This is a genomic window from Sphingomonas hankookensis (genome assembly GCF_022664465.1).
Classification (GTDB): Bacteria; Pseudomonadota; Alphaproteobacteria; order Sphingomonadales; family Sphingomonadaceae; genus Sphingomonas; species Sphingomonas hankookensis.
Window position 1 is genome coordinate 63199 of the sequence record NZ_JAKREV010000003.1, and the last position, 23901, is coordinate 87099.

Genomic DNA, 23901 nt, shown 5'->3' on the forward strand with positions numbered 1-23901 from the left:
CCGACTATCGCTGTGTCGAGCGCTCCATTAAGTTTGCGTCATGGACCGACATGCGATCTTTCTGAGCGGCCCGATCGGCACGGGGAAAACGACGCTCGGACGCGGTCTCGCGGCCCGGCTCTCGGGCGGTTTCATCGATGGCGATGATTTTTCCGATCCGGCCAAGCCATGGTATTGTTCTATCCTGCAAACCAGCCGGTCGATCGTGCATCATGCTTCGATGCGGCTGCAGGGTGCCGGGGTGGTTGTCGTCGCCTATCCGCTCAGCTGCATGAACTGGATTTATTTCCGACGGCACTTTGCCGACATCGGCGTAACGCCCGTGTTCGTCAGCCTGCATGCTTCCTATGCCGCGATCACGGACGATCGCCGCGGAAGGGCGTTCAGCACCGCAGAACATGATCGTATCAAGGCCATGATCGCGGAGGGATACGGAAACCGCTCCTTCAGCGATCTCGTGATCGACACGGGCAAGGCGGATTTCCAAGCGACCTTGGCATCGCTGGAGCAAAGCGTCCGGTCCCTGATGGCATCATCCGGCCCCGCTAATCCTTAAATTCGGACCCAAATCTATTTCAATGCCATCGCGACCGCGAACACCATCGCCAGTACCGCGATCAGCTGCATCAGTGTCCATGGCATCCAGCCGACGCGGTCGGGATCGCGGCGCAGCGTACGCCGCCGTTCTGCGAAGACCGACAGCGCAAACAGCATCGCCGCCACGCCGGCGATGGTCCATAACAGCGTTCGCGTATCGTCCACTCGTTCCTCCCGTCAGGAGTTTTTCCATGCGTCGAACCGCCCTGTTGCTGCCAGCCCTAAGTGCCGCGCTCGTCGCGCTGACCCCTGCCCCGGCGCAGGCCCCGCGCGGGCCGATCGCCGCTGCGGTCGCATCGCCGGCGCGCACCCCCGCCAACGTCGCGCGCGACCGCTATCGCCACCCGGCGGAAACGCTGGCGTTCTTTGGCGTTAAGCCGACCGACACGGTGGTCGAGATCTGGCCGGGCGGCGGCTGGTACACCGAAATCCTCGCCCCCATGCTGCGCGACAAGGGCCGCTATGTCGCCGCCGCGCCGATGCCGCGCGGCGGCGAGGCGATCGCCCGGCTGCAGGCACGCGATGCCGCCGCCTTCGGCAAGGTCCAGCTGGCGGCCTTCCCGGCCGAAGCGGGCCAGACCGCCGTGCCCGACGGGGTGGCGGACAAGGTGCTGACCTTCCGCAACGTCCACAACTGGCGCTTCGGCGGCGCGGACCGGGCGCAGGCGGCGTTCGCCGCGATGTTCCGCATGCTGAAGCCCGGCGGCGTGCTGGGCGTCGTCGAGCATCGCCTGCCCGAACAGCGCGATGCAGGCGCCGAAGAGAAGTCGGGCTATATGAAGGAAAGCTCGGTCATCGCCTTTGCCACCAAGGCCGGGTTCAAGCTGGCCGCGCGGTCGAACGTGAACGCCAATCCAAAGGACACGGCGGATTGGCCGGAGGGCGTGTGGACGCTGCCGCCGACGTACCGGCTGAAGGATGTCGACCGCGCGAAATACGCCGCGATCGGTGAGAGTGACCGGATGACGCTGCGGTTCGTGAAGCCCCGGTAAGGCGGCGGGCGGGACGGGTGGCGGTTGCTCCTGTTCCGCCGTACAGGTCATGGCGGCGAAGGCCGGGATCGGGCGACGTACAAGTGTCCGAAAACGATAATCGGCGTTCTCGATGGCCACATCCATATTACGTCATCGACCGGCATTTCGCTGGACGCAAGACGATCGTGCCATACTCTACCGTCACTCCCGCGCAGGCGGGAGTCCATATACGCGAGCGTCGCGCATCCAGCCGAAACGTCGGCGTCTATGGATTCCCGCCTTCGCGGGAATGACGACAATTCTTGGTTTTCGCTGAGTGTCGCGTCTGCGCGTGCGACCGAGAAGAAGCGAGACCCCGGATCAAGTCCGGGTTGATGATGGTCACCGGGCGGACCGGCTCAACCCGCCCTACCCCGTTTGGTTCGAGCAGCTTCGAGCTTGTCGAGAAGCGTCTGTCGAGAACACTTCGCCGCGAGCCATCCGGTTCTCGACAGGCTCGAACCAAACGGAATGAAGGAGCGGAACGTTGAAAAGGGCCGGGGCAAAACGCAACCCGCCCCCCTCACCCCAGCTTGTCGACCTTGTCCTGCAACCGCGCCAGTTCCGCGCGCAGCGCCGCCATTTCGTCGGTCTTGGCGGGCGGTGCTTCCGCCGTGCCACCGGCGGTCGGCGCGGCGGTACCGGGTGCGGCACCGTTGGCGCCGGGCTTGAACGCCGTCGCGGCCGCCTCGAACATCGCCAGGTTGCGCTTGGCGATCTCGGCGAAGGGCGAGTGGGCGAAGGCACCTTCGACCGCGGTCTTGAACTGTTCTTGGTTGCGGCGGAAGCTGTCCATCGACGCCTCCAGATAGCCGGGCACCATCGCCTGCATCGAATCGCCGTACAGCGTGATGAGTTGACGCAGGAAGCTGACCGGCAGCAGCGTCTGCCCCCGGCTCTCCTCTTCCATAATGATCTGCGTCAGCACGTTGTGCGTGATGTCGTCGTCGGTCTTGGCATCGACGACCTTGAAGTCGCGATGTTCGCGCGTCATCGCCGCGAGGTGTTCGAGCGTGATGTAGGACGACGTCTCGGTGTTATAGAGACGGCGGTTGGCGTATTTCTTGATGATGACGGGGCTGCCGTCGGCCGCTGCCTTCTTCATGCGAAATCCTTGCGCGAAAGATATGACGATGGGTACACCGATCGATACCGCGCCGCAACACGGCCCACGCCCTCTGCCGTTGTTTCTGTCGATGCTGCGCAGCGAAACCGCGGCAGACCCCACGCGGCGGGTGCAGGCGCTGCGGGGGTTGCGGCTGTATCAGGACGCCCCGCGCCTGCCCCGTGCGCCCGCACCGGCTGCGGTCGCACGCGACGGACGGGTCCTGCTACGCGACTATGGCGGCGCGGGACGGCCGGTGGTGGTCATTCCGTCGCTGATCAATCCGCCGTTCGTGCTCGACTTGGCGCCGGACAATTCGCTGCTGCGCTGGCTGGCCGGGCAAGGCATGCGCGTACTGATGGTCGATTGGGGAACGCCCGGCCCCGGCGATCGCGCGATGGACCTGGGTGATCATGCGCAAGTTGCGGCGCGATTGCTGGCGACGCTCGACCAGCCGCCGATCGTCGTCGGATACTGCCTCGGCGGGACGATCGCGCTGGCTGCGGCGAGCCATGCGGCGGTCGCCGGCATCGCGCTGATCGCGACGCCGTGGCATTTCGCTGGGTTCGGCGAGGAGGGCCGCGCGGCGATCGCCGACCTCTGGACCGCGGCGCAGCCGACCGCCGAGCATCTGGGTCTGTTGCCGATGGAACTGCTCCAGTCGATGTTTTGGCAGATCGATCCGGCGCGCACCGTCGACAAGTTCGTGCGCTTCGCCGACCTCGACCCGGCATCGGATGCGGCACAGGCGTTCATTGCGCTGGAGGACTGGGCCAATGGCGGTGCGCCGATCCCCTATGCGGCAGGGCGCGAACTGTTCGACGACCTGTTCGATGCCGATCTGCCGGGCCGCGGACTCTGGCAGGTGGGTGACCGGATCGTACCGGCACACCCCGGCGTGCCGATGGTCGAATTCGTCGCGGCGAGCGACCGGATCGTGCCCGCCGCCAGCGCGATCGGCCTGCCCGACCGGCGGATCGTCGGCGCGGGCCATGTCGGGATGATCGTCGGCAGTCGCGGACGGGCGCTGTTGTGGGAACCGCTTGCCCGCTGGCTAAGCGACGTTCCGCATACTAGATAACGCCCGAACCGTTCTGGAAGAAGGATTGCCCATGTCCGACGTCGTCATCGTTGCCGCCAAGCGTACCCCGGTCGGAAGCTTTCTCGGCGCCTTTGCCGCCGTGCCTGCGCATGAACTCGGCCGGCAGGCGATCGCCGCCGCGCTGAGCGAAGCCGGCGTCGCGCCGGAGGACGTATCGGAAGTGATCCTCGGACAGGTGCTGACCGCCGGGCATGGCCAGAACCCGGCGCGCCAGGCGTCGATGGCGGCGGGCGTGCCGAAGGAAGTGCCGGCATGGGGCCTCAACCAGGTCTGCGGGTCGGGGCTGCGCGCGGTCGCGCTGGCGGCACAGGCGATCCAGACCGGCGATGCGACGATCGTCGTGGCGGGTGGACAGGAAAGCATGTCGCTGTCGGCGCATGCGGTACAGCTGCGTGCGGGCACCAAGATGGGTGACGGCACGATGGTCGACACCATGATCAAGGACGGCCTGACCGACGTCTTCAACGGTTATCACATGGGCATCACCGCCGAAAACCTCGCCGAGCAATATCAGGTGACCCGCGCCGACCAGGACGAATTCGCCGTCCGCTCGCAGAACCGCGCCGAGGCCGCCCGCAGCGAAGGCCGCTTCGCTGACGAAATCGTGCCGGTCACGATCAAGGGCCGCAAAGGGGAGACCATCGTCGACCAGGACGAATACATCCGCGCCGGCGCGACGATCGACGGCGTGTCGGGCCTCCGCCCGGCGTTCAAGAAGGACGGATCGGTCACCGCCGCCAACGCATCGGGCCTGAACGACGGCGCCGCCGCGCTGGTCGTGATGTCGGCCGACGAAGCCGCCAAGCGCGGGCTCGAACCGCTTGCCACGATCAAGAGCTGGGCGACGGCCGGCGTCGACCCGTCGATCATGGGCATCGGCCCCGTCCCCGCCTCGCGCCGTGCCCTCCAAAAGGCCGGCTGGAGCGTCGACGATCTCGACCTGGTCGAAGCCAACGAAGCCTTTGCCGCACAGGCGCTGGCGGTCGGCAAGGACATGGGCTGGACCGCCGACAAGGTGAACGTGAACGGCGGCGCGATCGCGATCGGCCACCCGATCGGAGCGTCGGGTGCCCGCGTGCTGACCACCCTGTTGCACGAAATGAAGCGCCGCGATGTTAAGAAGGGGCTCGCCACCCTATGCATCGGCGGTGGCATGGGCATCGCGATGTGCGTCGAGCGGTGATTCGCTTTGTGTGACAAAAGGTTGCCGCGTAGTATTATTAGGTAGAGCGTATCAATCAAAACATTATCGAACCCGTTGCGTACGGTGTCGCTCTGTTAATGTTGCATTCATGCAACAGAAGTGCATTGAAATTGAAATAATGCGTCGCGGCTGCTTGTCAGCCCGGCACGTTTATCATTTCCTGCCTCCACACCGGGTCAACCGGGTTGTAAAACGGGGCACACCAACATGAACTTTTACCGCTTGCTGGGCGCTTCCGCGCTCGCCAGCGCGGCACTGCTGCCGCATGCCGCATTCGCACAAGCATCGACCGTCAATGCGACCAGCGAGCCTCCGCAAGAGTGTGCGCCGAGCGACGTACGTCCGGAATGCCGTACCGAAAACCCGGACGAGATCATTACCGTCACTGGGTCGCGCATCGCCCGTCCGAACCTTGATTCGGCATCGCCGGTAACGTCGGTTTCTGCGGAACTATTGACCAATACCGCTGATACGTCGCTCGGCGACGCACTGAACCAGCTGCCAGCGCTGCGCTCGACGTTCAGCCAGGCGAACTCGACCCGGTTCATTGGTACCGCCGGCGTAAACTATCTTGATCTGCGCGGCCTCGGTACCGAACGCACGCTTGTGCTGGTCAACAACCGTCGCCACGTCACGTCTTCGCCCGGATCGTACGAAGTCGACATCAACACCATCCCGAACGCGCTGCTCGAACGCGTCGACGTTCTGACCGGCGGCCAGTCGGCAGTGTACGGTTCGGACGCGATCGCAGGCGTCGTCAACTTCGTGTTGAAGCGTGATTTCGAAGGTATTGACGCGCGGGTACAGGCCGGCGTGACCGATCGCGGCGATCGTGGTTCGTACATCGCGTCGATTGTCGGCGGCAAGAACTTCAGCGACGATCGCGGCAACATCGCGATTTCAGCCGAATATGCCCGCTCGCAACCCGTTTATTTCACCGATCGGGACTATCAGACCGGTGCCTATTCGGGCACGCCGACCTTTGGCACATCCGAATATACGCTCGATGAAGTGAACCTGCCCAACGGCAGCGACGGCATCCCCGATACGACGTTCTTCGCGCGTCCCGGTTCGCGTTTCTCGAACCGTTCGATTGGCGGCACGGTGCTGACGAGCTGCCCGGCAAACACCGCTGCCAACGCAGCCCGGCGGGGGCTGGTCTGCTCCGGCGGTCGTGGGGCACTTGCTCCGAACCCTGCGAACCCAACGGCAGTCTTCGGTCCCGGGACCGGCGCCGAACTTTCCGACGTCTATCTGTTCAACGATGCAGGCGTGCTCGTGCGCAATCGCTTCGACATCGATAACCGTCCGATCGGCGGCAGCATCTATGGCGGACAGACGGCGACCGGTTTGGAAGGCGCGATGCTCCTGCCCGGGCTGGACCGCATCAACACCAACCTTCTCTTCAACTATGAATTCTCGCCGGCAGCGCAGGCTTTCGTTGAGGCGAAGTATGTTCACGTCACCGCGAACCAGACATCGACCCAGCCGACTTTCAACGGCAGCCTGCTGACCAACGTCTTCTTCCTCGACAACCCCTACCTGTCGGCTGCGAACGTCGCGACGCTGCGCAGCATCCTCGCACCGGGCGCGACGTCGTTCACGATGAACCGGTTCAACAATGACATCGGAACGCGCGCCGAGGACCACAAGCGTGACACGTATCGAGTCGTCGCGGGTCTGCGCGGCTCGCTGAGCACCACCGGCAACCTGACCTACGAAGTCTCGGGTAACTACGGCCGCACCGACACCTATTACGAAACGGGTGGCAACGTAGACGTTGCAAAGTTCAATGCCGCCAGCCGTGCCGTCCGTAACGCTTCGGGCCAGATCGTTTGCGCGGTCAACAACGATACTGTCACGACCAACGACATGCCAGGCTGCGTCCCGCTCAACCTGTTCGGCATTGGTCAGTCGTCGCAGGCTGCGCTCGACTACGTCCTGTTCACCTCGTCGCGCAAGCAGTGGGCGGAACAGATCAACGCAGTCGGCTTTATCTCTGGTGACACAAGCGGCCTATTCACCCTACCCGGTGGCAATATCGGCTTCTCGCTGGGCGGTGAATATCGTCGGGAAGACGCCTTCTCGGACTATGACGATTTTACCCAGTCGGGTGCGACTTTCCTGAACTCGATCTCGGCCTTCGACCCTAAGGCTGTCGAAGTGTACGAAGGCTTCGGCGAACTTCGCATTCCGATTCTTAAGGATCAGTTCATTCATGAACTGACGGTCGAGGGTGCCGCGCGCTATTCTAAATATTCGACGTCGGACGACGGTGTATGGGCCTATAACGTCGGTGGTATCTTTGCTCCGGTTCGCGACATCCGCTTACGCCTGACCTACGCCCGCGCCGTTCGCGCGCCCAATCTGGGTGATCTATATGCCACTCGGTCGGAAACCTTTGCCAACGGCTTCGTCGATCCGTGCGGTGTCAGCCAGCGTGGCGTGAACCCCAACCGCGCACGCAACTGCGCCGCAGCAGGGGTGCCGACCCAGATCACCTATACGCAGGACAACGGCCAGACCGTAACGGTGCCGTGGGAGAACACCGCAGGCAGCGGTCTGTCGGGCTTCAATCAGGGCAACCTGAACCTATCACCAGAAACCAGCAACAGCTTCACACTGGGCGCGGTGTTCGAGCCACGGTTCTTTCCGGGCCTCGCCCTCACCGTCGATTATTACGACATCGAAGTGAAGAACGTGATTTCCGGGTTAAGCGGGCAGGCGATCATCGATCGTTGCTATGACGACCCGGTTGGCATCGACAACCCATTCTGCGCCGCGACCTTCCGTCGTACTACCACCAATCCGTTAACCAACGGCACGCTCGCCGGTCAGGCTGACCGTGTGTTGCAGGGTGTCGCCACGCCTGTGAACCTCGGCCGTGTCGGCCCGTCGTTCCTGAACCAGCCATTTAACTATGCCGCCCTTAAGACATCGGGTATCGACGTGGACCTGTCCTACCGTCGCAAGATCAAGGACGTCACGCTGGTCGCACGCGCGATCGTGAGCTGGCTGGATGAACGCGAACAGTTCATCTACATCACCGCACCCGATCAGTCGTTGCGCGTGAACGGCGTGCTAGGCGATCCCGAATGGCGCGGTCGTTTCAACCTAAGCGCCGCGACCAGCGCGTTCGACATCAGCTATGATCTCAACTGGACTGGATCGCAGGCGATTACGTCGTGGGAAGTCCAGCACACCCATCAGGGTCGTGGTCCGACTAATCTCGATGCGTTTCCCTTCAAAGATTATCCGGATCAGTTTACCCACGATATCCAGATCGGGCTGCGCGCAAACGACAAGTTCCGCTTCTACTTCGGTGTCGACAACCTCCTCGATACGCTTCCGCCCTATGGCCTTACCGGCACCGGTGCCGGCAGCGGCATCTACGGAGTGCAAGGACGCACCTTCTACGGCGGCACGCGCTTCTCGTTCTGAAGTCAGTATCGTCCGATATCGAAAGGGGTCGCCGTTTCCGGTGGCCCCTTTTCATTTGACGACTTGCCGATCCCGGCCGAACGAGCGTTTCCACCTATCGGGAGACGGCGGACATGGACGATCGGGATTTGGCGACACGATTTGCAACGATGGCCGCGACGGCGCGCTTGGTCGCTCCGATTCTCGCCACCACGCCAACCGACACAAAGGCCGGGGCCCTTCGCGCCGCCGCCGCCGTGATCCGGGCGGAGGGGCCGGCGATCCTTGCCGCCAACGCGCAGGATCTCGCTGCGGCGGAGGCAAACGGCCTGTCCGGCGCGATGCTCGACCGGCTGCGGCTTGATCCGACGCGGCTGGGGGCGATGGCGTCCGGCGTCGAAGCGGTCGCCGCGCTGCCCGATCCGGTGGGCGACGTGATCGACCGCAGCGAACGGCCCAATGGGCTGACGCTGACCCGGGTGCGCGTGCCGATCGGGGTAATCGGGATCATCTATGAAAGCCGGCCCAACGTTACCGCGGACGCGGGCGCACTGGCGGTGATGGCGGGCAATGCCGCGATCCTGCGCGGCGGGAGCGAGGCGATCCATAGCAACCGCGCGATCCATGCGGCGATGGCGCGCGGGCTGACGGAGGCGGGGCTACCCGAGGGGGCGGTGCAACTGGTCCAGACCACCGATCGTGCGGCCGTCGGGGAAATGCTCAGGGCGGAAGGGATGATCGACCTTATCATCCCCAGGGGGGGCAAGAGCCTGGTCGCGCGGGTACAGGCGGAGGCGCGGGTGCCGGTGCTGGCGCATCTCGACGGGTTGAACCACAGCTATGTCGACCGCGCAGCCGATCCGGCGATGGCGCGAGACGTGGTGGTCAACGCGAAGCTGCGGCGCACCGGCGTGTGCGGCGCGACCGAGACGCTGCTGATCGACCGCGCCTATGCCGATCCGCTGCCGATCCTGACCGGACTGATCGCCGCCGGGTGCGAATTGCGCGGCGATGCCGAGGTGCGGGCGCTGCATCCCGATATCCTCGAGGCCAATGACGACGACTGGGACACCGAATATCTCGATGCGATCCTGTCGGTAAAGCTGGTGGACGGCGTCGATGATGCGATCGCGCATATCGCCGCCCATGGATCGCACCATACCGATGCGATCATCACGTCGGATGCGGCGACCGCCGAGCATTTCCTGGCGCGGGTCGATTCGGCGATCGTGATGTGGAACGCCTCCACCCAGTTCGCCGATGGCGGCGAGTTCGGGCTGGGCTCGGAGATCGGCATCGCCACCGGGCGGCTGCATGCGCGAGGGCCGGTCGCGCTGGAGGGGCTGACGACGTACAAGTGGATCGTCCGGGGGACGGGACAGACGCGGCCTTGATGGCGGGTGGCGGGCGGCATAGGTTGAGGGCATGGAGATGCGACCGATCACCACCGCCATCGATGCTGCGACCGACGACGCGATCAGCCGGATCGCTGCCGAGCGCGGCATCACTCGCGACGCGTTCGCGGCTGACGCGCTCCGCCGCGCGGTGCGAGCGGATGAGAAGCTGGCGGCATTCGTTCAGGTCGGGATCGACGCGGCCGACCGGGGTGACGTGATCCCGCACGATGTCGTATTCGCCGAATTGCGGGAACGACGGAAGCGTCTTCCGGGCGGATGATTGCTCTCAATTGGTCTGGGCCTGCCCGCGCCGATCTCGAAGCGATCGACGACACGCTGTCCATCATCGATCTGGCGCTTGCCGACCGGATGATCGATCGGATCGAGGGGGCCGGTAGCTTCCTTCGTGAACATCCGATGGCGGGTTCGACCATTTTGTCGGGCGCCGTTCGCAAATGGCGCGTGCGCGGTACGCCCTATCTGTTGCTCTACCGCCCCTTGGCCGATCGGATCGAAATCCTGCGCATCCGCCATGATCGCGAGGATTGGGACGCATGAGTCGCATCGGCCTGCTCGGCGGATCGTTCAATCCGGCGCATTGCGGGCACCGGCGGGTGTCGCTCGCCGCCAAGCGCGCGCTGGCGCTCGATGAAGTGTGGTGGCTGGTGTCGCCGGGCAATCCGTTGAAGCCCGCCACCGGCATGGCGCCGCTGGCCGCACGGCTGGCGTCGGCGCGCAGGGTCGCGCGGCATGCACCGATCCGGCCGACCGCGATCGAACGCCGGCTCGGCACGCGCTATACCGTCGATACGTTGCGCAAACTGGTGCGTTTGTACCCACAACATCGCTTCATCTGGTTGATGGGTGCCGACAATCTGGCGGACTTTCACCGGTGGCGCGACTGGCGCGGGATCGCGCGGACGGTGGCGATTGCGGTCGTCGCGCGTCCGGGCTATGACGGGCGTGCCCTCGCTAGTCCTGCGATGGGCTGGTTGCGGCGCCATGCGCGGCCCGCAGGCCAGGCGAAACGATGGACGATGTGGAGTTTGCCGGCACTGGTCCGTTTGCGCTTCCGCCCCGATCCGACGTCGGCGACCGCGATCCGCGCCGCTGATCCCGCCTGGCACCTTCGGGCAATTCCGCCCGACCGGTCCGGCGCACAGGCCCCTGAAAGCTGATGACCTTGCCCACCCCTACCGACCCGACCGACGCCATGACCGAAACCGAAGCGCTGCACCGCATGGTGCTGGCCAGCCTCGACGACGACCAGGCGGTGGAGACGGTGTCGATCCCGCTCGCCGGCAAATCGAGCATCGCCGACTACATGGTGATCGCCAGCGGCCGGTCGAGCCGGCAGGTGGCATCGATGGCGCAAAAACTGGCCGAACGGGTCAAGGCCGAGTTCGGCCGCCCATCGCGCATCGAAGGGCTGCCGACCGCTGACTGGGTGCTGATCGACACCGGCGACGTGATCGTCCACCTGTTCCGCCCCGAAGTCCGCACCTTCTACAATCTGGAGCGGATGTGGGCGTTCGGCGACACGCTGAACCCGACCGCACACGCGTAAAGCGTACCGCCCGTGCTGCTGCATATCGTCGCGCGCGGGCGGATCGGGCGTAGTCCCGAGGGCGAGCTGATCGACCGCTATTTCAAGCGCATCGGCTGGCCCACGAAGATTACCGAACTGCCCGATATCGGGGGCAAGGTGCCGGCGGTCGATCCGGGCACGCGCATCGTCATGCTCGACGAAAAGGGCCGCGACCTGCCGTCGATGGCATTCGCCACCCAGCTTGGGCGGTGGCGCGACGATGGCGTGCGCGAGACGCGGTTCCTGCTGGGCGCCGCCGACGGCTTCGATGATGCCCAGCGCGAGCAGGCCGATCTGCTGCTGGCGTTCGGGCGGGCGACGTGGCCGCATTTGATGGCGCGGGCGATGCTGGCCGAACAATTGTGGCGCGCGACGAGCATCCTCGCCGGCCACCCCTATCACCGCGAGGGATGAGGCACGCGCTCGCCCTGATTGCCGGCCTGGCCGCGCTGGCGGGGGCAGCGGCATGGGCGCAGGACGATCCGGTCGCGGCAGGGCGCGAACGGCTGGGCACCGCGCGGCGCGCGGCGGCCGAGGCGACGGCGCGATCGACCCGGCTGGAGCAGGCGGCGCGCGCGGCACGGGCTGGAGTGGAGCGGACGCGCGCAGCGCAGGCGGCGCTGGCGGCGCGCATCGCCGCGGCCGAGGCGGGGCGGCAGGCGGCACAGGCGCGCGTCGCATTGATCGGTGAACTGCTCAATCGCCGACGGGCGAACCTCGCGGCGCGACAGGCCCCTGCCGCCCGGCTGGTCGGCGCGCTCCAGTCGCTCGCTACACGGCCACCGTGGCTGGCCGTGGCGCAGCCGGGATCGACCGACGATCTGGTCCATGTCCGCGCGGTGCTGGGGACGGTCGTGCCGGCGATGCAGCGGCGCACCGCCGCGATCCGCGCCGATGTCGCCGACGCCGCACGGCTGCGCGCGCAGGCGGGCGTCGCACTGTCGGCGCTGGCCGCCAACAATGCGCGGCTGGAGACCGAGCGGCTGGCGCTGGTGCGGGCCGAAGCGGCGCAGCGGTTGCGATCGCGCGCGCTGGCGCGGGGAGCGATGGTCGAATCGGACCGGGCGATCGCGCTGGGCGAACGGGCGCGCGACATCGTCGACCAACTCGATCAGTTGGGTGAGGCGAGCGACACGCGCGCAGCGCTGGCTGCGCTGCCGGGACCGTTACCACGTCCCGACAGCCGCACCGCCCCCCTGCCCCCGCCCGCCTATCGCCTCCCGATCCGCGGCGCGGTCGCCACCGGCTTCGGCGAGATCAGCGACAGCGGCGTACGCGCGCGCGGGCTGACGCTGACCGTCGCGCCGGGAGCGATCGTCGTTGCGCCAGCGCCGGGGCGAATCGCGTTCAGCAAGCGGTTCCGCGGGTATCGCCGGATCGTGATCCTCGACCATGGCGACGGCTGGACGACGACCGTCACCGGGCTGGCCACCAGCGTCGGGCCGGTCGGGGGGCGGGTGGTCGCGGGTACGCCGATCGGGCGGGCGCCGGGGGGGGATGCGGCGCCTGTGACGATCGAGCTGCGGCGGCGCGGCGTGCCGGTCGATCTGGCGGCGATGCTGTAGGGGATTCCTTCCCACCACGTTCGGTTCGAGCAGCTTCGAGCTTGTCGAGAAGCGTACGTCGAGAACGCGGTCGCTTGGGGCAGCCCCTTCTCGACTTCGGTTCTCGACAGGCTCGAACCTGCGCCCGAAGCAAACGGAGGGCGAGATGGAAAGGCCAGTGCCCCACACACCGCTTTGATCGCGCCACGATTTACCGCTAGTGTGGCAAGCGTACCGCAGTCGAAAGCCTTTATGCGTATGTCCCGTTCGTTTTTTCAGGCCACCGCCATCGTCGGCGCGCTGGCGCTGGTTCCCGTCGCAACCGGTGCGATGGCACAGGCCGATGCCGGCAGTTTTCGCGAACTCGACAATTTTATGGATGTATATAATCGCGTGAAGGCGTCGTACGTCGACAAGGTCGACGACAAGACGCTGATGGAAGGCGCGATGCGCGGCATGTTGTCCGCGCTCGACCCGCATTCAAGCTATCTGGATGCGAAGGATTTCGAGAATCTGCGCATCGCCACCACCGGCAATTATTCCGGTCTTGGCCTGTCGGTCACGCTGGAGGACGGCGCGGTCAAGGTCATCACCCCGACAGAGGATACGCCGGCGGCACGCGCGGGGATCAAGTCGGGCGATTACATCACCCATGTCGACGGCAAGCTGATCGTCGGCGGTACGCTGGACGAAGCGGTCGCGCAGATGCGGGGCCCGACGGGGTCGAAGGTGTCGCTCACCATCGTCCGTCCCGGCCGCGACAAGCCGATCGAGCTGACGCTGGTACGCAGCACGATCGTGCAGAAGCCGGTGAAGTGGGAAGTGAAGGACGGCATCGGCGTCATCAACATCAACACCTTCAGCGAGACGACCGGCGCCGACACCCGCGCCGCGATCGCCGGGATCGACAAGGCGCTGGGCCACAAGCCCAAGGGCTATGTCATCGACCTGCGCGACAATGGCGGCGGCTTGCTGACGCAGGCGATCGAAGTGTCCGACACCTTCCTGGCGCGCGGCGAGATCGTGTCGCAGCGCGGGCGCGACAAGGCCGATACCGAACGCTATTTCGCCGAGGAAATGGTGCCGGGCGACCTCGCACAGGGCCTGCCGATCATCGTGCTGACCAATCCGGGCACCGCATCGGCGTCGGAGATCGTCGCCGGCGCGCTGCAGGACCATCACCGCGCGATCGTGATGGGCGAACGCAGCTTCGGCAAGGGATCGGTCCAGTCGATCTTCGACCTGTCGAAAAACACCGCCGTCCGCCTGACCACCGCGCGCTACCACACGCCGTCGGGCCGGTCGGTGCAGGAAGGGGGCATCGATCCCGATTTGAAGGTGCCGCAGATTTCCGATCCCGATTACAAGAGCCGCCCGGTCTATCGCGAGGCCGATCTGCGCCGCCACCTGGTCAACGAGGCGGGTGTCGACGACAAGACGCTGACCGAGGACACCAAGGACGATCCACGGTTCGCGGAAAGCGCAGAGGCGTTGAAGAAGCGCGGCATCGACGATTTCCAGCTCTATTACGCGTTGCAGACGATGGGGCGGGTCGGTCCCACCACCCGCATGGCGGCTGCCCCCGCGGCCAAGCCGGCCAAGCGCTGATCCCATGCGGGCCAACGACCTACCGCTCGCGCGCTGGATCGCGCTGTTGCTGCCGCTCACGCTGATCCTGGGGGCGCTGGCGTCACAATATCTGGGCGGGCTGTACCCGTGCGAGATGTGCCATTGGCAGCGCTGGCCGCATTATGCCGCGATCGCGCTGGCCGGCCTGTCGTTCGTGGTGCCGCGCACCTCGGGCAAACGGGTGCTGATCGTTCTTGCCGGGATCGCGATCCTCGTCAGCGGGCTGATCGGCGCATTCCATGCCGGGGTAGAATATCATTGGTGGCAGGGGGTGACCGCCTGCGCCAACACGCTGCACGCGACTGGCGGCGACCTGCTGGCGGCGATCGTGGCGCAACCGGTCGTGCGCTGCGACGTGCCGCAATGGACGCTGTTCGGAATTTCGCTCGCCGGGTTCAATGCGATCCTTTCGATCGGTGGTGCGTTGGCGGTACTGGTGCTCGCGACACGGAGGCGGACATGAGCAAGTGGCGGCCCGGCGACCGCAGGCCCGGCGGCATCCGGTCGATGATCCGCGTCGATCAGGCTGGTGAATATGGTGCCACGCGCATCTATGCCGGACAGCTGGCGGTGATGGGCGATCGCAGCCCGATGTCGGCGGCGATCCAGGGCATGGCGTTGCAGGAGGCCGAGCACCGCGCCTATTTCGACGCGCTGATCGCCGAACGCGGCGTGCGCCCGACACTGATCCAGCCGCTGTGGGACGTGGCCGGCTTCGCGCTGGGCGCAGCGACGGCGGCGATCGGGCCGGAAGCGGCGATGGCCTGTACCGCGGCGGTCGAGACCGAGATCGACAAGCATTATGAGGACCAGCTGACCGAGCTAGGCGACGACGACCCCGAACTGGGCGCGGCGATCCGCAAGTTTCAGGCCGAAGAGCTGGAACACAAGGAAGCGGCGCTGGCGCATGGTGCCGAACGGGCGCCGGCCTATCCGCTGCTGTCGGCGACGATCCGCGCCGGATGTCGCCTCGCCATCGAAGTTTCGAAACGCATTTGACCGACCGGGCGTTACCCGTGCAGGAGGATTTTATGACCCGCTTTCTTCTGGCCGGTGCCGCCGCGATCGCCGCCTTCACCCTGCCCGCCGAACCCGCCGCCGCGCAGGTGCAGAACGGGACGCTGGTCATTTATGGCAACGACAAATGCCCGACCAATGCCAGCGGTGAGGAAATCGTCGTCTGCGTCCGTCGCAGCGAGCGCGAGCGTTTTCGCATCCCGCAGGAACTGCGCAACGCCGAACCGACGCGCGACGGCGAAAGCTGGGCGACCCGGGTCGAGGACAATCTGAACGCCGGGTCGAGCGGCATCGGCAGCTGTTCGACCGCCGGCGCCGGCGGCCAGACCGGCTGCTTCATCCAGCGCGCCAACGCGGCGCGGGCGGAACGTCGCGCGCGGCAGCAGGCGGAATCGGCGATTCCGCTGCCTTGATCGGGTTGAGCGCTGGGGGCCCCTGCTTAGGGGACGCCAGACTGCAGGGCCGATTTTAGTTGTCCGACACAACCGTACCCCCGCGAAGGCGGGTGTCCAGAGCCAAGTCGAACGACCTGCGTTCGTAACCCTGGATCCCCGCCTGCGCGGGGATACGCGCAGACAGGAGACCAGCGCGAGGTCCGCGGTGCCAGAGTTTCCGCGCGCGGGGTACGGGTCGTTTGCTCGCTCGCGGGGCTACAAGCGTCATCCCAGCGAAGGCTGGGATCTCCCCGTTATGAGAGCGCTCCTCACCGTTGGAGACCCCAGCCTTCGCTAGGGCGACGTTTCTACGCAGGGCGACACGCTCACCCGCCCAGTACGTGCATCCACATCGGCTGGCCCAGCACGCTGGCCGAACTCGCCAGCTTCTCCAGCGCGTGTTCCACGCAGCGTTCCGGCCCTTCGTGGGTGACGATCGCCACCAGCACGCTGCCATCTGGATTGGCGCCGCGCTGCATCAGGCTTTCGATTGACACCCCGGCATCGCGCATCGCCGCGGCGATTTCAGCCAGCACCCCGACCTTGTCGGCGACCTGCAACCGGACATAGGCCCGGCCGCGGCGTTCGCCGGCGGCTTCGGGTGCCGCGGCGGTGAGCGATGCGGCGGGCATGGCATAGGGGGGGCCAAATTCACCGCGGGCGATATCGATCAGGTCGGCGACCACCGCGCTGGCGGTCGGACCGTCCCCCGCGCCACGCCCCTGAAAGAGCAGGCGCCCGACGAAATTCCCCTCAGCCACCACCGCGTTGAGCGATCCGGTGACATGCGCCAGCGGATGGTCGAGCGGTACGAGATGCGGATGCACCCGCTGGAACAACCCGCGCGGCCCCGCCTCGCCCACGCCGACCAGCCGGATACGATAGCCCAGCGCCGCCGCCTCGGCGATATCGGCGGCAAGCACATGGCGAATGCCGGTGATCGCGACCGCGTCGAACGCCGGTTTTGTGCCAAAGGCGAGGCTGGCGAGGATCGACAGCTTGTGCGCGGCGTCGACGCCGTCGATATCGAAGCTGGGATCGGCTTCGGCAAAGCCCAGCGCCTGCGCCTCGGCCAGCACCTCGGCAAAGTCGCGGCCCTCGGCTTCCATCTTCGACAGGATGAAGTTGCAGGTGCCGTTGAGGATGCCGAACACCTGCGAGATTTCGTTGGCGGCTGCACCTTCGCGCAGACCCTTGATGACCGGCACGCCGCCTGCGACCGCTGCTTCGAACTTCAGCGCGACGCCCTTGTCCTCGGCCAGTTCGGCGAGTTCGAGGCCGTGGTGTGCGATCATCGCCTTGTTCGCGGTGACGAAGCTCTTGCCCGCCGCCAGCGTGGCGCGCGCCAGCGTCAGTGCCGGGCCATCCGATCCGCCGATCAGCTCGACCACGACATCGGCATCGCCGGTGTGGACCAGTGCGGCGGTATCGTCGACCCATGGATAGCGCGACAGGTCGATGCCGCGGTCGCGCGTCCGGTCGCGTGCCGACACGGCGACCACTTCGATCGGACGCCCGGCGCGGCGGGCGATCAGCTCGCCATTGGTCTCGATCAGCCGAATGACCCCCGCGCCCACGGTTCCAAGGCCGGCGATGGCGACGCGGAGCGGTTCGGTCATATCTTCCTCTAATTTCAGACGTAACAATATTGCGGCCAGAGCAGCGCTCCGACCGGTTTTGTGTCTCTAGTGGGTGCGGAGCGGGAGGGGAAGGGTGTTGGCCCCTCCCCGTTTGGTTCGAGCTTGTCGGGAACTCGGCTCCGCTGGGCGGGGCGTTCTCGACGGACGCTTCTCGACTTCGCTCGAAGCTGCTCGAACCGAACGGATGGGGTTGGCAAGGTTATTTCTTGATCAGGCCGATCTCGACCAGCCGCTGGTACAGATAGTCATGTGCGGTGATCGGGGTTTCGTAGCGGTTGGGACGCTCTTCGCTCACGCAGCCGGGCAGCGTCTCGATCAGAAAATCGGGCGCGGGGTGAAGGAAGAACGGCATCGAATAGCGCGAATGGCCGCGACGTTCCGGTGCCGGATTGACGACGCGGTGGGTGGTCGAGGGCAGGACGTGGTTGGTCAGCCGTTGCAGCATGTCGCCGACATTGACGACCATCGCGCCGGGCGGCGGGGCGACCGGCAGCCAGCGTCCGTCGCGGTCGAGCAGTTCGAGGCCGGCTTCTTCGGCACCCAGCAACAGGGTGATGAGGTTGATGTCCTCATGCGCGCCCGCGCGGACTTCCGGGGCGTGGGCGGGGACCGGCGGATAATGGAGCAGGCGCAGGACCGAATTGCCGTCCTTGACCGCGCGGTCGAACCAGTTCGGCTCCAGCCCCAGATAGCGTGCGATCGCCGAGAGCAACCGATCGCCGGCGGCATCGAGTGCTGCGAACAGGTCGAGGAACGCCTGCCGGAACCCCTCCGGCCGGTCGGGCCAGACATTGGCGGGCATGACGTCGCCATAGCGATGCCCGGCGGCGAGCTCGCGGCCGACATGCCAGAATTCCTTGAGGTCGACATGGGTGGCCCCCTTGGCGATCTCGGTCTTGAACGGGGTATAGCCGCGCGCACCGCCGCCGCCTTCGACGAAATAGCCGCGCTTTTCCGCTTCGGGCAGGTCGAAGAACGCCTTGGTCATCGCCCAGGCGCGGTCGATCACGCCTTGGTCGACGCCATGGTCGGACACCATCGCGAAACCGAAGCGTTGGAACGAGCCGCCGAAATCGCGGGCGAAGCCGTCGGGGTCCTGCTCTGCCTGCGCCATCGAAATCAGCGGAACCTGCGAAAGCGGCGTGTCGGCCATGGGTCTCAAAATCCTGCAAAGTACCGGAACAAGCGATGAAGATAGACGTGCGGCGCCCGGACGAACAGGGCCATCCTTTGCGTGACCCGGCGGACGACATGCGCCATGGAGGCCCGGTCATGTCGCAGACCCCCGAATCCGTCACCGCCGCCCCGCCCGTTTCCGCCGATCGTTCGCCGCTGCCGTTCGGCGAGTTCGTCACGCTGATCGCGGCGCTGATGGCGCTGACCGCGCTGGGCATCGATTCGATGCTGCCCGCACTGCCGGCGATCGGTGCGGCATTGGACGTTGCCGAACCCAATAGCCGCCAGTTCGTCATCACGTCGTTCCTGATCGGCTTTTCGGTGGCGCAGCTGGCCTATGGTCCGCTGGCCGACCGCTATGGCCGGCGGCCGGTGCTGATCTTCGGGCTCGTCGCCAGCGCGATCACGAATCTGGTCGCGGCGATTTCGGGCAGCTTCGTGCTGCTGCTGATCGCGCGCCTCGCTTCGGGTGCGGCGGTGGCGGGCGCGCGGGTGGTGACGGTGGCGTTGGTGCGCGACTGTTATTCGGGCCGGGCGATGGCGCGGGTGATGAGTCTCGCCTTCATCTTCTTCATGGCCGCACCGGTGCTCGCGCCGACGTTCGGCGAACTGGTGCTGGCGTTCGGGTCGTGGCGCTGGATCTTCGGCGGGATCGCGATCGTGACCGTCGCGATCCTGATCTGGTTCGTGCTGCGCATGCCCGAAACGCTACCCCTGTCCGAACGCCAGCCGCTGGTGCCGCAGCGTATCCTGAACGGCTATCGCACCGTGCTGCGCGATCGCTATGCGGTGGGCTACACCGTCGCGGCGGCCTTGCTGTCGGGCGGGCTGTTCGGGTTCGTCGGGTCGATCCAGCAGATCATGGAAGTGACGTTCGAACGCCCGAAGCTGCTGACCGTCGTCTTCGCCTGCGTCGCCGGCACGATGGCGGCGGGGTCGTTCTTCAATTCGCGGATCGTGATGCGGTTCGGCACGCGGCTGATCTCGCACGCCGCGCTGCTGGGACTGGTCGCGGTCGCCGGGGTGCATCTGGCGGTGACGCTGGCGGGGATCGAATCGCTGGTCAGCTTCATCGTGCTGCAGGCGATCATGATGGCGTGCTTCGGCCTCGCCACCTCCAACTTCTCGGCGATGGCGATGGAGAATATGGGGTCGATCGCCGGCACCGCGTCGTCGCTCCAGGGATTCGTGTCGATGCTGGGCGGCGCGGTGCTGGGCGCGATCATCGGCCAGTCGTTCGATGGGACGACGGTGCCGCTGTACGGCGGGTTCCTGGGGCTGGGCCTGATCGCTCTGCTCGTCGTGTTTCGCACCGAACATGGCCGCCTGTTCCGCCGGGGATAGGAACCGGCCCGGTCGCCTGCGGGTTTCCCCGTCCTGAACCAACAGGAGACGCGCCATGGGCGGCCATCAGGTGAACGGACAGGGTACCGGCGACGACGGCTATGACGAGGACGGCTATGACGAAAGCCAGCGCGCCGAAATCCTCGAGGCGACACGCGACGGACCGAGCGACGGCACGATCCTGACCGACCTCGAACCCGATCTCGGCATGTCCGACGATGAGGACGAGGACGAACTCGACATGGCCGACGACGATCTTGCCGAAGAGGATGACGACGCGACCGCGACGGCCAAGGGCAGTGCCGAGGACGAGTTGCAGGAGGATTTCGACGACGACAACCTCGCCGAGGACGACGACCTCGACGATGCCGATCGCGATGCGATCGAGCCGTGAGGACCGCGGGCGGGATCGCACTGACCATGCTGCTGGCCGGCTGTGGCGGCAGCGAACCCGCCGATAACGCGGCCGACGCCAATCAGGCGGTGGCAGCGGGGCCGACCCCGGTGGCCGGCGCGCCGACGCCGCTTACCCCGGCGACCCGGCTGCCCGGTGGCGAGGGCATTCCCGGCGTATCGGCACCGCCGCTGGCCGCGACGCCTGTTCCCGCCCCCGCCCCGGACGCTGTCATGGCCGAGCCGGGGGCCGATGTCGCGGCGCAAGTGCTGCGCGACTATTTCGCGGCGATACGCGAACGACGCTATGGCGATGCGTGGCGGCTGTGGGGCGGACGCGGCGAAGCGTCGGGCATGACGCAGGCGGCGTTCGCGGCATCCTTCGCCAAATATGCCGAGTATCGTGCGACGATCGGCGCGCCGGGCCGGATCGATGCCGGCGCCGGGCAACGATATATCCAGATTCCGGTACGGGTGACGGGCAGCCTGCGCGACGGCACGCCGGTGTCGCTGACCGGACCGGTCACGCTGCACCGGACCGGCGATATCGATGGCGCGACTGCCGAACAGCGGGCATGGCGCATTTCCGACAGCGGCCTGAAGCCGCGTGCCTTATCGGAGCCGATCGTCCCGCAATGACCCGCCCTCGTTTCACCCGTTCGATCACCGCCGGACCGGAGGACATCGACGAACTGGGCCATGTGAACAACGCGGTCTGGGTCCGCTGGATTCAGGACGTCGCCATTGCCCACTGGACCGACGTGGCGACGCCCGAGCAACAGGACGCCTATGTCTGGGTCATCACCCGGCACGAGATCGATTATCGGGGCAACGTCAGCGCCGGGGAAACGGTCACCGCCGAAACCTGGGTCGGCGACGCGCCGCGCGGTGCGCGGTTCGACCGGCTGATGCGCTTTACCGGTGCCGATGGGCGGGTGAAGGTCGAGGCACGGACGACCTGGGCGGTGCTCGTCCGGCGGACCGGGCGGCTGGTGCGCGTGCCGGCGGATGTTGCCGAGCGGTTTTTGGGGTAGAAGGCGAACCCATCCTACCCACATCAAGCGTCATCCCAGCGAAGGCTGGGATCTCCCAGTAATGGAGCGCGCGCCTCGCCGCAGGAGGCCCCAGCCTTCGCTGGGGCGACGCTGCAAGCAATCCAAATCGCCTTTCCCTTACCGCAACAAAAACCGCACCGACACCGTCGCCGTCAAATCCTGCTCACCGGCCGCCAGCGGCGTCGAATCCGCCATCTTCGCCACCCGGGCCGACGCCATCATCGGCATCGCGATCGGCGGTTGCTCGCCGCCATTCTCGACGATCGACACGATCCGGTCGACCCGCATCCCCGCCGCCTTGGCATAGAGCTCGGCCCGGGCCCGTGCGCGGCGGATCGCGTCGGTGCGGGCCTCGTCCAGCGCGGCATCGGCGGCGTCGACCGACAGGTTCGGACCATCGATCTGGTTCGCGCCCTGCGCCACCAGCGCGTCGAGGATCGTCCCGCTCTTGCCCACGTCACGGAAGCGGACCGAGACGCTGTTGCTCGCCTGATAGCCGGTGATCGCGGGCGGCTGGTTCTCGGCATAGCGATATTGCGGCTGCAGCTGGATCTGCGCGGTCTGGATATCGCGGTCGGCGACGCCGGCCTTGCGCAACGCGGCGACGACGCGGGTCATGCGCTGCGCATTGTCGGCCAGCGCCGCGGCGGCAGTCGGCGATTGGCTGACCACGCCGGCGCGGATCGTGGCGATATCGGGCACGCGCGTCGCTTTCCCCTCTGCCACCACGTCGAGCAGCGTCGCGTCGGTCAGGATCGGAGTGGCGGCGGGCACGACCTGTTGCGCAGCGGCAGGCAGCGCACTCCCGGCGGCAACCAGGATCAGGGCGGAACGGAGCATCGGCTTTCCCTTTCGAATACAATCGCAACGGCGACAGTCGTTACGGACGCGCGTCAAAACGCAGGCTGAACGCAATCGATGCCAGACTTGTTGTTCTTATCGAAAAACGCGATGTCTATGCTTGAGATGGGTGCTGTATTGAGGTAATACAGCACGGATGGGGCTGGGGGCCTCCAATGGGATGGGGTGGATGAATTACGAATCGACGACGATCGCGGGCGACCGCGCGCAGCTGACCGGACCGGAGGGGGCACCGCGTTCGCGCCGCCGTGCGGTGATCGTCGGGATCGTGATCGTGTTGCTGGTCGTGATCGGCGCCGTGTGGGCGTTCGGACGCAAGGGCGGCGATGCGCCCGCGGCCAAGAGTGCGGCACCCGCCGCTGCGGCGGGGAGCCTGCCCAAGGTGACCGTGGTGGTGCCGGGTCGCGAAACGGTGACGCGCACCGTCACCGGCACCGGATCGCTGGCCGCACGGCGCGAGATGCCGGTCGGCGTCGTCGGCGAAGGCGGGCTCGTCACCCGCGTGCTGGTCGAACCGGGCAGCTGGGTCGGCGCGGGGCAGGTGCTGGCCACCGTCGACCGGTCGGTGCAGGCGCAGACCGCCGAGTCGCTGGCGGCACAGGTCCGCGTCGCGCGCGCCGATGCCCAGATCGCACAGACCGAACTCGATCGTTCGAACCAGCTGGTCGAACGCGGCTTCGTGTCGAAGGCCGATATCGATCGCAAGACCGCGACGCGCGACGCCGCCAACGCCCGCGTCCGCGTGGCACAGGCGCAGCTGGCCGAAACGCAGGCGCGCAACCAGCGGCTCGACATCCGTGCGCCGGCCGCCGGACTGGTGCTGACCCGCGCGGTCGAACCGGGTCAGGTGATCGGTGGTAGCAGCGGCGTGCTGTTCCGCATCGCCATGGGCGGGCAGATGGAGATGCGGGCGCAGCTGTCCGAGGCCGATCTGGCCGCGGTTCGCGCGGGCGTGCCGGCACAGGTCGTGCCGGTCGGCGACACCCGCGTGTTCAACGGGCAGGTGTGGCAGGTATCGCCGGTGATCGATCCGCAGACGCGCCAGGGCATCGTCCGCATCGCGCTGCGCTACGACCCCGCCCTGCGGCCCGGCGGCTTTGCCAGCGCGCGGATCGGCGCGGGTGCGTCGACCGCGCCGCTGCTGCCCGAATCGGCGGTGCTGAGCGACGACAAGGGCAGCTTCGTCTATGTCATCGATGCGCAGGACAAGGCCGTGCGCCGTGACGTGAAGGTAGCCGAGGTATCGGACGAAGGCGCGCTGATCGCGTCGGGACTGATGGGCGACGAACGCGTGGTGGCCAGTGCCGGCGCGTTCCTCAATCCGGGGCAGCAGGTGGTGCCGGTACGCGCCGCCGCCGGTCCCGCTCGCAAGGAATAGCGCG

The 23901-nt window shown here is 66.6% G+C and carries 26 protein-coding genes; 21 read left to right on the forward strand and 5 right to left on the reverse strand.

The genetic code is table 11. From position 1 onward, the window contains the following. Positions 1–40: 40 nt before the first annotated feature. Positions 41–556: a hypothetical protein gene (locus tag MF610_RS09645; RefSeq protein ID WP_242195551.1), complete on the forward strand. Its 516-nt coding sequence runs from the start codon at positions 41–43 to the stop codon at positions 554–556. Between the two features lie 14 nt (positions 557–570). Here the strand turns inward: MF610_RS09645 and MF610_RS09650 are convergent, their stop codons facing one another. Beyond that, the gene (locus MF610_RS09650; protein ID WP_242195554.1) at positions 571–762 is read right to left on the reverse strand and encodes a hypothetical protein; all 192 of its coding nucleotides are present in this window, start codon (positions 760–762) and stop codon (positions 571–573) included. A gap of 26 nt (positions 763–788) precedes the next feature. On the opposite strand from MF610_RS09650, the gene MF610_RS09655 reads away from it, so the two are divergent. Further along, positions 789–1589, forward strand: coding sequence for a class I SAM-dependent methyltransferase (locus tag MF610_RS09655; RefSeq protein ID WP_242195557.1), 801 nt, complete (start codon positions 789–791; stop codon positions 1587–1589). A gap of 544 nt (positions 1590–2133) precedes the next feature. On the opposite strand, the gene phaR is transcribed toward MF610_RS09655, so the two are convergent. Beyond that, positions 2134–2715 carry a polyhydroxyalkanoate synthesis repressor PhaR gene (gene phaR, locus MF610_RS09660; protein ID WP_242195560.1) on the reverse strand — a complete coding sequence of 194 codons (582 nt, stop codon included), beginning with the start codon at positions 2713–2715 and terminating at the stop codon, positions 2134–2136. Between the two features lie 28 nt (positions 2716–2743). Here phaR and MF610_RS09665 point away from each other — a divergent pair, with 28 nt between their 5' ends. From MF610_RS09665 to MF610_RS09730, 14 genes are all read left to right on the forward strand, one after another. After that, positions 2744–3796, forward strand: coding sequence for an alpha/beta fold hydrolase (locus MF610_RS09665; RefSeq protein WP_242195563.1), 1053 nt, complete (start codon positions 2744–2746; stop codon positions 3794–3796). Between the two features lie 31 nt (positions 3797–3827). Continuing rightward, complete coding sequence (locus MF610_RS09670; protein WP_242195566.1) at positions 3828–5000, forward strand: acetyl-CoA C-acetyltransferase; 1173 nt, start codon at positions 3828–3830, stop codon at positions 4998–5000. A gap of 228 nt (positions 5001–5228) precedes the next feature. Next, on the forward strand, positions 5229–8462 hold the full coding sequence (locus MF610_RS09675; protein WP_242195569.1) for a TonB-dependent receptor domain-containing protein: 3234 nt from the start codon (positions 5229–5231) through the stop codon (positions 8460–8462). 113 nt (positions 8463–8575) lie between these two features. Continuing rightward, positions 8576–9835 carry a glutamate-5-semialdehyde dehydrogenase gene (locus tag MF610_RS09680; RefSeq protein ID WP_277924027.1) on the forward strand — a complete coding sequence of 420 codons (1260 nt, stop codon included), beginning with the start codon at positions 8576–8578 and terminating at the stop codon, positions 9833–9835. Between the two features lie 31 nt (positions 9836–9866). Continuing rightward, complete coding sequence (locus MF610_RS09685; RefSeq protein WP_242195575.1) at positions 9867–10118, forward strand: CopG family ribbon-helix-helix protein; 252 nt, start codon at positions 9867–9869, stop codon at positions 10116–10118. Beyond that, a complete protein-coding gene (locus tag MF610_RS09690) occupies positions 10115–10396 on the forward strand; it encodes a type II toxin-antitoxin system RelE/ParE family toxin (protein ID WP_242195578.1) in 282 nt (93 codons plus the stop codon). Before MF610_RS09685 ends, MF610_RS09690 begins: the two co-directional genes overlap by 4 nt. Next, the gene (locus MF610_RS09695; protein ID WP_242195582.1) at positions 10393–11016 is read left to right on the forward strand and encodes a nicotinate-nucleotide adenylyltransferase; all 624 of its coding nucleotides are present in this window, start codon (positions 10393–10395) and stop codon (positions 11014–11016) included. Before MF610_RS09690 ends, MF610_RS09695 begins: the two co-directional genes overlap by 4 nt. Then, positions 11016–11405, forward strand: coding sequence for a ribosome silencing factor (gene rsfS, locus MF610_RS09700; protein ID WP_242195585.1), 390 nt, complete (start codon positions 11016–11018; stop codon positions 11403–11405). The genes MF610_RS09695 and rsfS overlap by 1 nt, the downstream gene beginning before the upstream one ends. A 12-nt stretch (positions 11406–11417) precedes the next feature. Next, entirely contained in the window at positions 11418–11840 is a 423-nt protein-coding gene (locus tag MF610_RS09705; RefSeq protein ID WP_242195588.1) for a 23S rRNA (pseudouridine(1915)-N(3))-methyltransferase RlmH, read from the forward strand. Next, entirely contained in the window at positions 11837–12991 is a 1155-nt protein-coding gene (locus MF610_RS19065; RefSeq protein ID WP_277924028.1) for a murein hydrolase activator EnvC family protein, read from the forward strand. The genes MF610_RS09705 and MF610_RS19065 overlap by 4 nt, the downstream gene beginning before the upstream one ends. A 237-nt stretch (positions 12992–13228) precedes the next feature. Next, complete coding sequence (locus MF610_RS09715; protein WP_242195591.1) at positions 13229–14578, forward strand: S41 family peptidase; 1350 nt, start codon at positions 13229–13231, stop codon at positions 14576–14578. A gap of 4 nt (positions 14579–14582) precedes the next feature. Further along, positions 14583–15062, forward strand: a complete 480-nt coding sequence (locus tag MF610_RS09720) for a disulfide bond formation protein B (protein WP_242195594.1) — start codon at positions 14583–14585, stop codon at positions 15060–15062. After that, positions 15059–15598, forward strand: a complete 540-nt coding sequence (locus MF610_RS09725) for a demethoxyubiquinone hydroxylase family protein (protein ID WP_242195597.1) — start codon at positions 15059–15061, stop codon at positions 15596–15598. Before MF610_RS09720 ends, MF610_RS09725 begins: the two co-directional genes overlap by 4 nt. 32 nt (positions 15599–15630) lie before the next feature. After that, positions 15631–16029, forward strand: coding sequence for a hypothetical protein (locus MF610_RS09730; RefSeq protein WP_242195600.1), 399 nt, complete (start codon positions 15631–15633; stop codon positions 16027–16029). Positions 16030–16376: 347 nt separating this feature from the next. Here MF610_RS09730 and MF610_RS09735 read toward each other — a convergent pair whose 3' ends face one another. Together MF610_RS09735 and MF610_RS09740 are read right to left on the reverse strand one after the other, a co-directional pair. Continuing rightward, positions 16377–17669 (reverse strand): homoserine dehydrogenase, encoded by a 1293-nt coding sequence (locus MF610_RS09735; protein WP_242195602.1) that lies wholly within the window; start codon positions 17667–17669, stop codon positions 16377–16379. Between the two features lie 220 nt (positions 17670–17889). Further along, entirely contained in the window at positions 17890–18843 is a 954-nt protein-coding gene (locus tag MF610_RS09740; RefSeq protein ID WP_242195605.1) for an isopenicillin N synthase family dioxygenase, read from the reverse strand. Positions 18844–18962: 119 nt separating this feature from the next. Between MF610_RS09740 and MF610_RS09745 the strand changes: the two genes are divergently transcribed. The 4 genes from MF610_RS09745 to MF610_RS09760 are packed head-to-tail and all read left to right on the forward strand — an operon-like array spanning position 18963 to position 21637. After that, a complete protein-coding gene (locus tag MF610_RS09745) occupies positions 18963–20210 on the forward strand; it encodes a multidrug effflux MFS transporter (protein WP_242195607.1) in 1248 nt (415 codons plus the stop codon). Positions 20211–20265: 55 nt separating this feature from the next. Continuing rightward, positions 20266–20604 carry a DNA primase gene (locus MF610_RS09750; protein ID WP_242195609.1) on the forward strand — a complete coding sequence of 113 codons (339 nt, stop codon included), beginning with the start codon at positions 20266–20268 and terminating at the stop codon, positions 20602–20604. Beyond that, positions 20601–21242, forward strand: a complete 642-nt coding sequence (locus MF610_RS09755; protein ID WP_242195612.1) for a hypothetical protein — start codon at positions 20601–20603, stop codon at positions 21240–21242. The genes MF610_RS09750 and MF610_RS09755 overlap by 4 nt, the downstream gene beginning before the upstream one ends. Further along, positions 21239–21637 carry an acyl-CoA thioesterase gene (locus MF610_RS09760; RefSeq protein WP_242195615.1) on the forward strand — a complete coding sequence of 133 codons (399 nt, stop codon included), beginning with the start codon at positions 21239–21241 and terminating at the stop codon, positions 21635–21637. Before MF610_RS09755 ends, MF610_RS09760 begins: the two co-directional genes overlap by 4 nt. A gap of 138 nt (positions 21638–21775) precedes the next feature. On the opposite strand, the gene MF610_RS09765 is transcribed toward MF610_RS09760, so the two are convergent. Further along, complete coding sequence (locus MF610_RS09765; RefSeq protein WP_242195618.1) at positions 21776–22498, reverse strand: SIMPL domain-containing protein; 723 nt, start codon at positions 22496–22498, stop codon at positions 21776–21778. Positions 22499–22688: 190 nt separating this feature from the next. Here MF610_RS09765 and MF610_RS09770 point away from each other — a divergent pair, with 190 nt between their 5' ends. Continuing rightward, complete coding sequence (locus MF610_RS09770; protein WP_242195621.1) at positions 22689–23897, forward strand: efflux RND transporter periplasmic adaptor subunit; 1209 nt, start codon at positions 22689–22691, stop codon at positions 23895–23897. Positions 23898–23901 lie beyond the last annotated feature (4 nt).

Coding starts and splice junctions, on each gene's coding strand:
- MF610_RS09735 (WP_242195602.1), bottom strand. CDS start 17,669: ATGACCGAACCGCTCCGCGTCGCCATCGCCGGCCTTGGAACCGTGGGC.
- MF610_RS09665 (WP_242195563.1), top strand. CDS start 2,744: ATGGGTACACCGATCGATACCGCGCCGCAACACGGCCCACGCCCTCTG.
- MF610_RS09655 (WP_242195557.1), top strand. CDS start 789: ATGCGTCGAACCGCCCTGTTGCTGCCAGCCCTAAGTGCCGCGCTCGTC.
- MF610_RS09725 (WP_242195597.1), top strand. CDS start 15,059: ATGAGCAAGTGGCGGCCCGGCGACCGCAGGCCCGGCGGCATCCGGTCG.
- MF610_RS09765 (WP_242195618.1), bottom strand. CDS start 22,498: ATGCTCCGTTCCGCCCTGATCCTGGTTGCCGCCGGGAGTGCGCTGCCT.
- MF610_RS09695 (WP_242195582.1), top strand. CDS start 10,393: ATGAGTCGCATCGGCCTGCTCGGCGGATCGTTCAATCCGGCGCATTGC.
- MF610_RS09680 (WP_277924027.1), top strand. CDS start 8,576: ATGGACGATCGGGATTTGGCGACACGATTTGCAACGATGGCCGCGACG.
- MF610_RS09760 (WP_242195615.1), top strand. CDS start 21,239: ATGACCCGCCCTCGTTTCACCCGTTCGATCACCGCCGGACCGGAGGAC.
- MF610_RS09720 (WP_242195594.1), top strand. CDS start 14,583: ATGCGGGCCAACGACCTACCGCTCGCGCGCTGGATCGCGCTGTTGCTG.
- MF610_RS09690 (WP_242195578.1), top strand. CDS start 10,115: ATGATTGCTCTCAATTGGTCTGGGCCTGCCCGCGCCGATCTCGAAGCG.
- MF610_RS09740 (WP_242195605.1), bottom strand. CDS start 18,843: ATGGCCGACACGCCGCTTTCGCAGGTTCCGCTGATTTCGATGGCGCAG.
- MF610_RS09715 (WP_242195591.1), top strand. CDS start 13,229: ATGTCCCGTTCGTTTTTTCAGGCCACCGCCATCGTCGGCGCGCTGGCG.
- MF610_RS09645 (WP_242195551.1), top strand. CDS start 41: ATGGACCGACATGCGATCTTTCTGAGCGGCCCGATCGGCACGGGGAAA.
- MF610_RS09685 (WP_242195575.1), top strand. CDS start 9,867: ATGGAGATGCGACCGATCACCACCGCCATCGATGCTGCGACCGACGAC.
- MF610_RS09770 (WP_242195621.1), top strand. CDS start 22,689: ATGAATTACGAATCGACGACGATCGCGGGCGACCGCGCGCAGCTGACC.
- MF610_RS09750 (WP_242195609.1), top strand. CDS start 20,266: ATGGGCGGCCATCAGGTGAACGGACAGGGTACCGGCGACGACGGCTAT.
- MF610_RS09675 (WP_242195569.1), top strand. CDS start 5,229: ATGAACTTTTACCGCTTGCTGGGCGCTTCCGCGCTCGCCAGCGCGGCA.
- phaR (WP_242195560.1), bottom strand. CDS start 2,715: ATGAAGAAGGCAGCGGCCGACGGCAGCCCCGTCATCATCAAGAAATAC.
- MF610_RS09670 (WP_242195566.1), top strand. CDS start 3,828: ATGTCCGACGTCGTCATCGTTGCCGCCAAGCGTACCCCGGTCGGAAGC.
- MF610_RS09745 (WP_242195607.1), top strand. CDS start 18,963: ATGTCGCAGACCCCCGAATCCGTCACCGCCGCCCCGCCCGTTTCCGCC.
- MF610_RS19065 (WP_277924028.1), top strand. CDS start 11,837: ATGAGGCACGCGCTCGCCCTGATTGCCGGCCTGGCCGCGCTGGCGGGG.
- rsfS (WP_242195585.1), top strand. CDS start 11,016: ATGACCTTGCCCACCCCTACCGACCCGACCGACGCCATGACCGAAACC.
- MF610_RS09730 (WP_242195600.1), top strand. CDS start 15,631: ATGACCCGCTTTCTTCTGGCCGGTGCCGCCGCGATCGCCGCCTTCACC.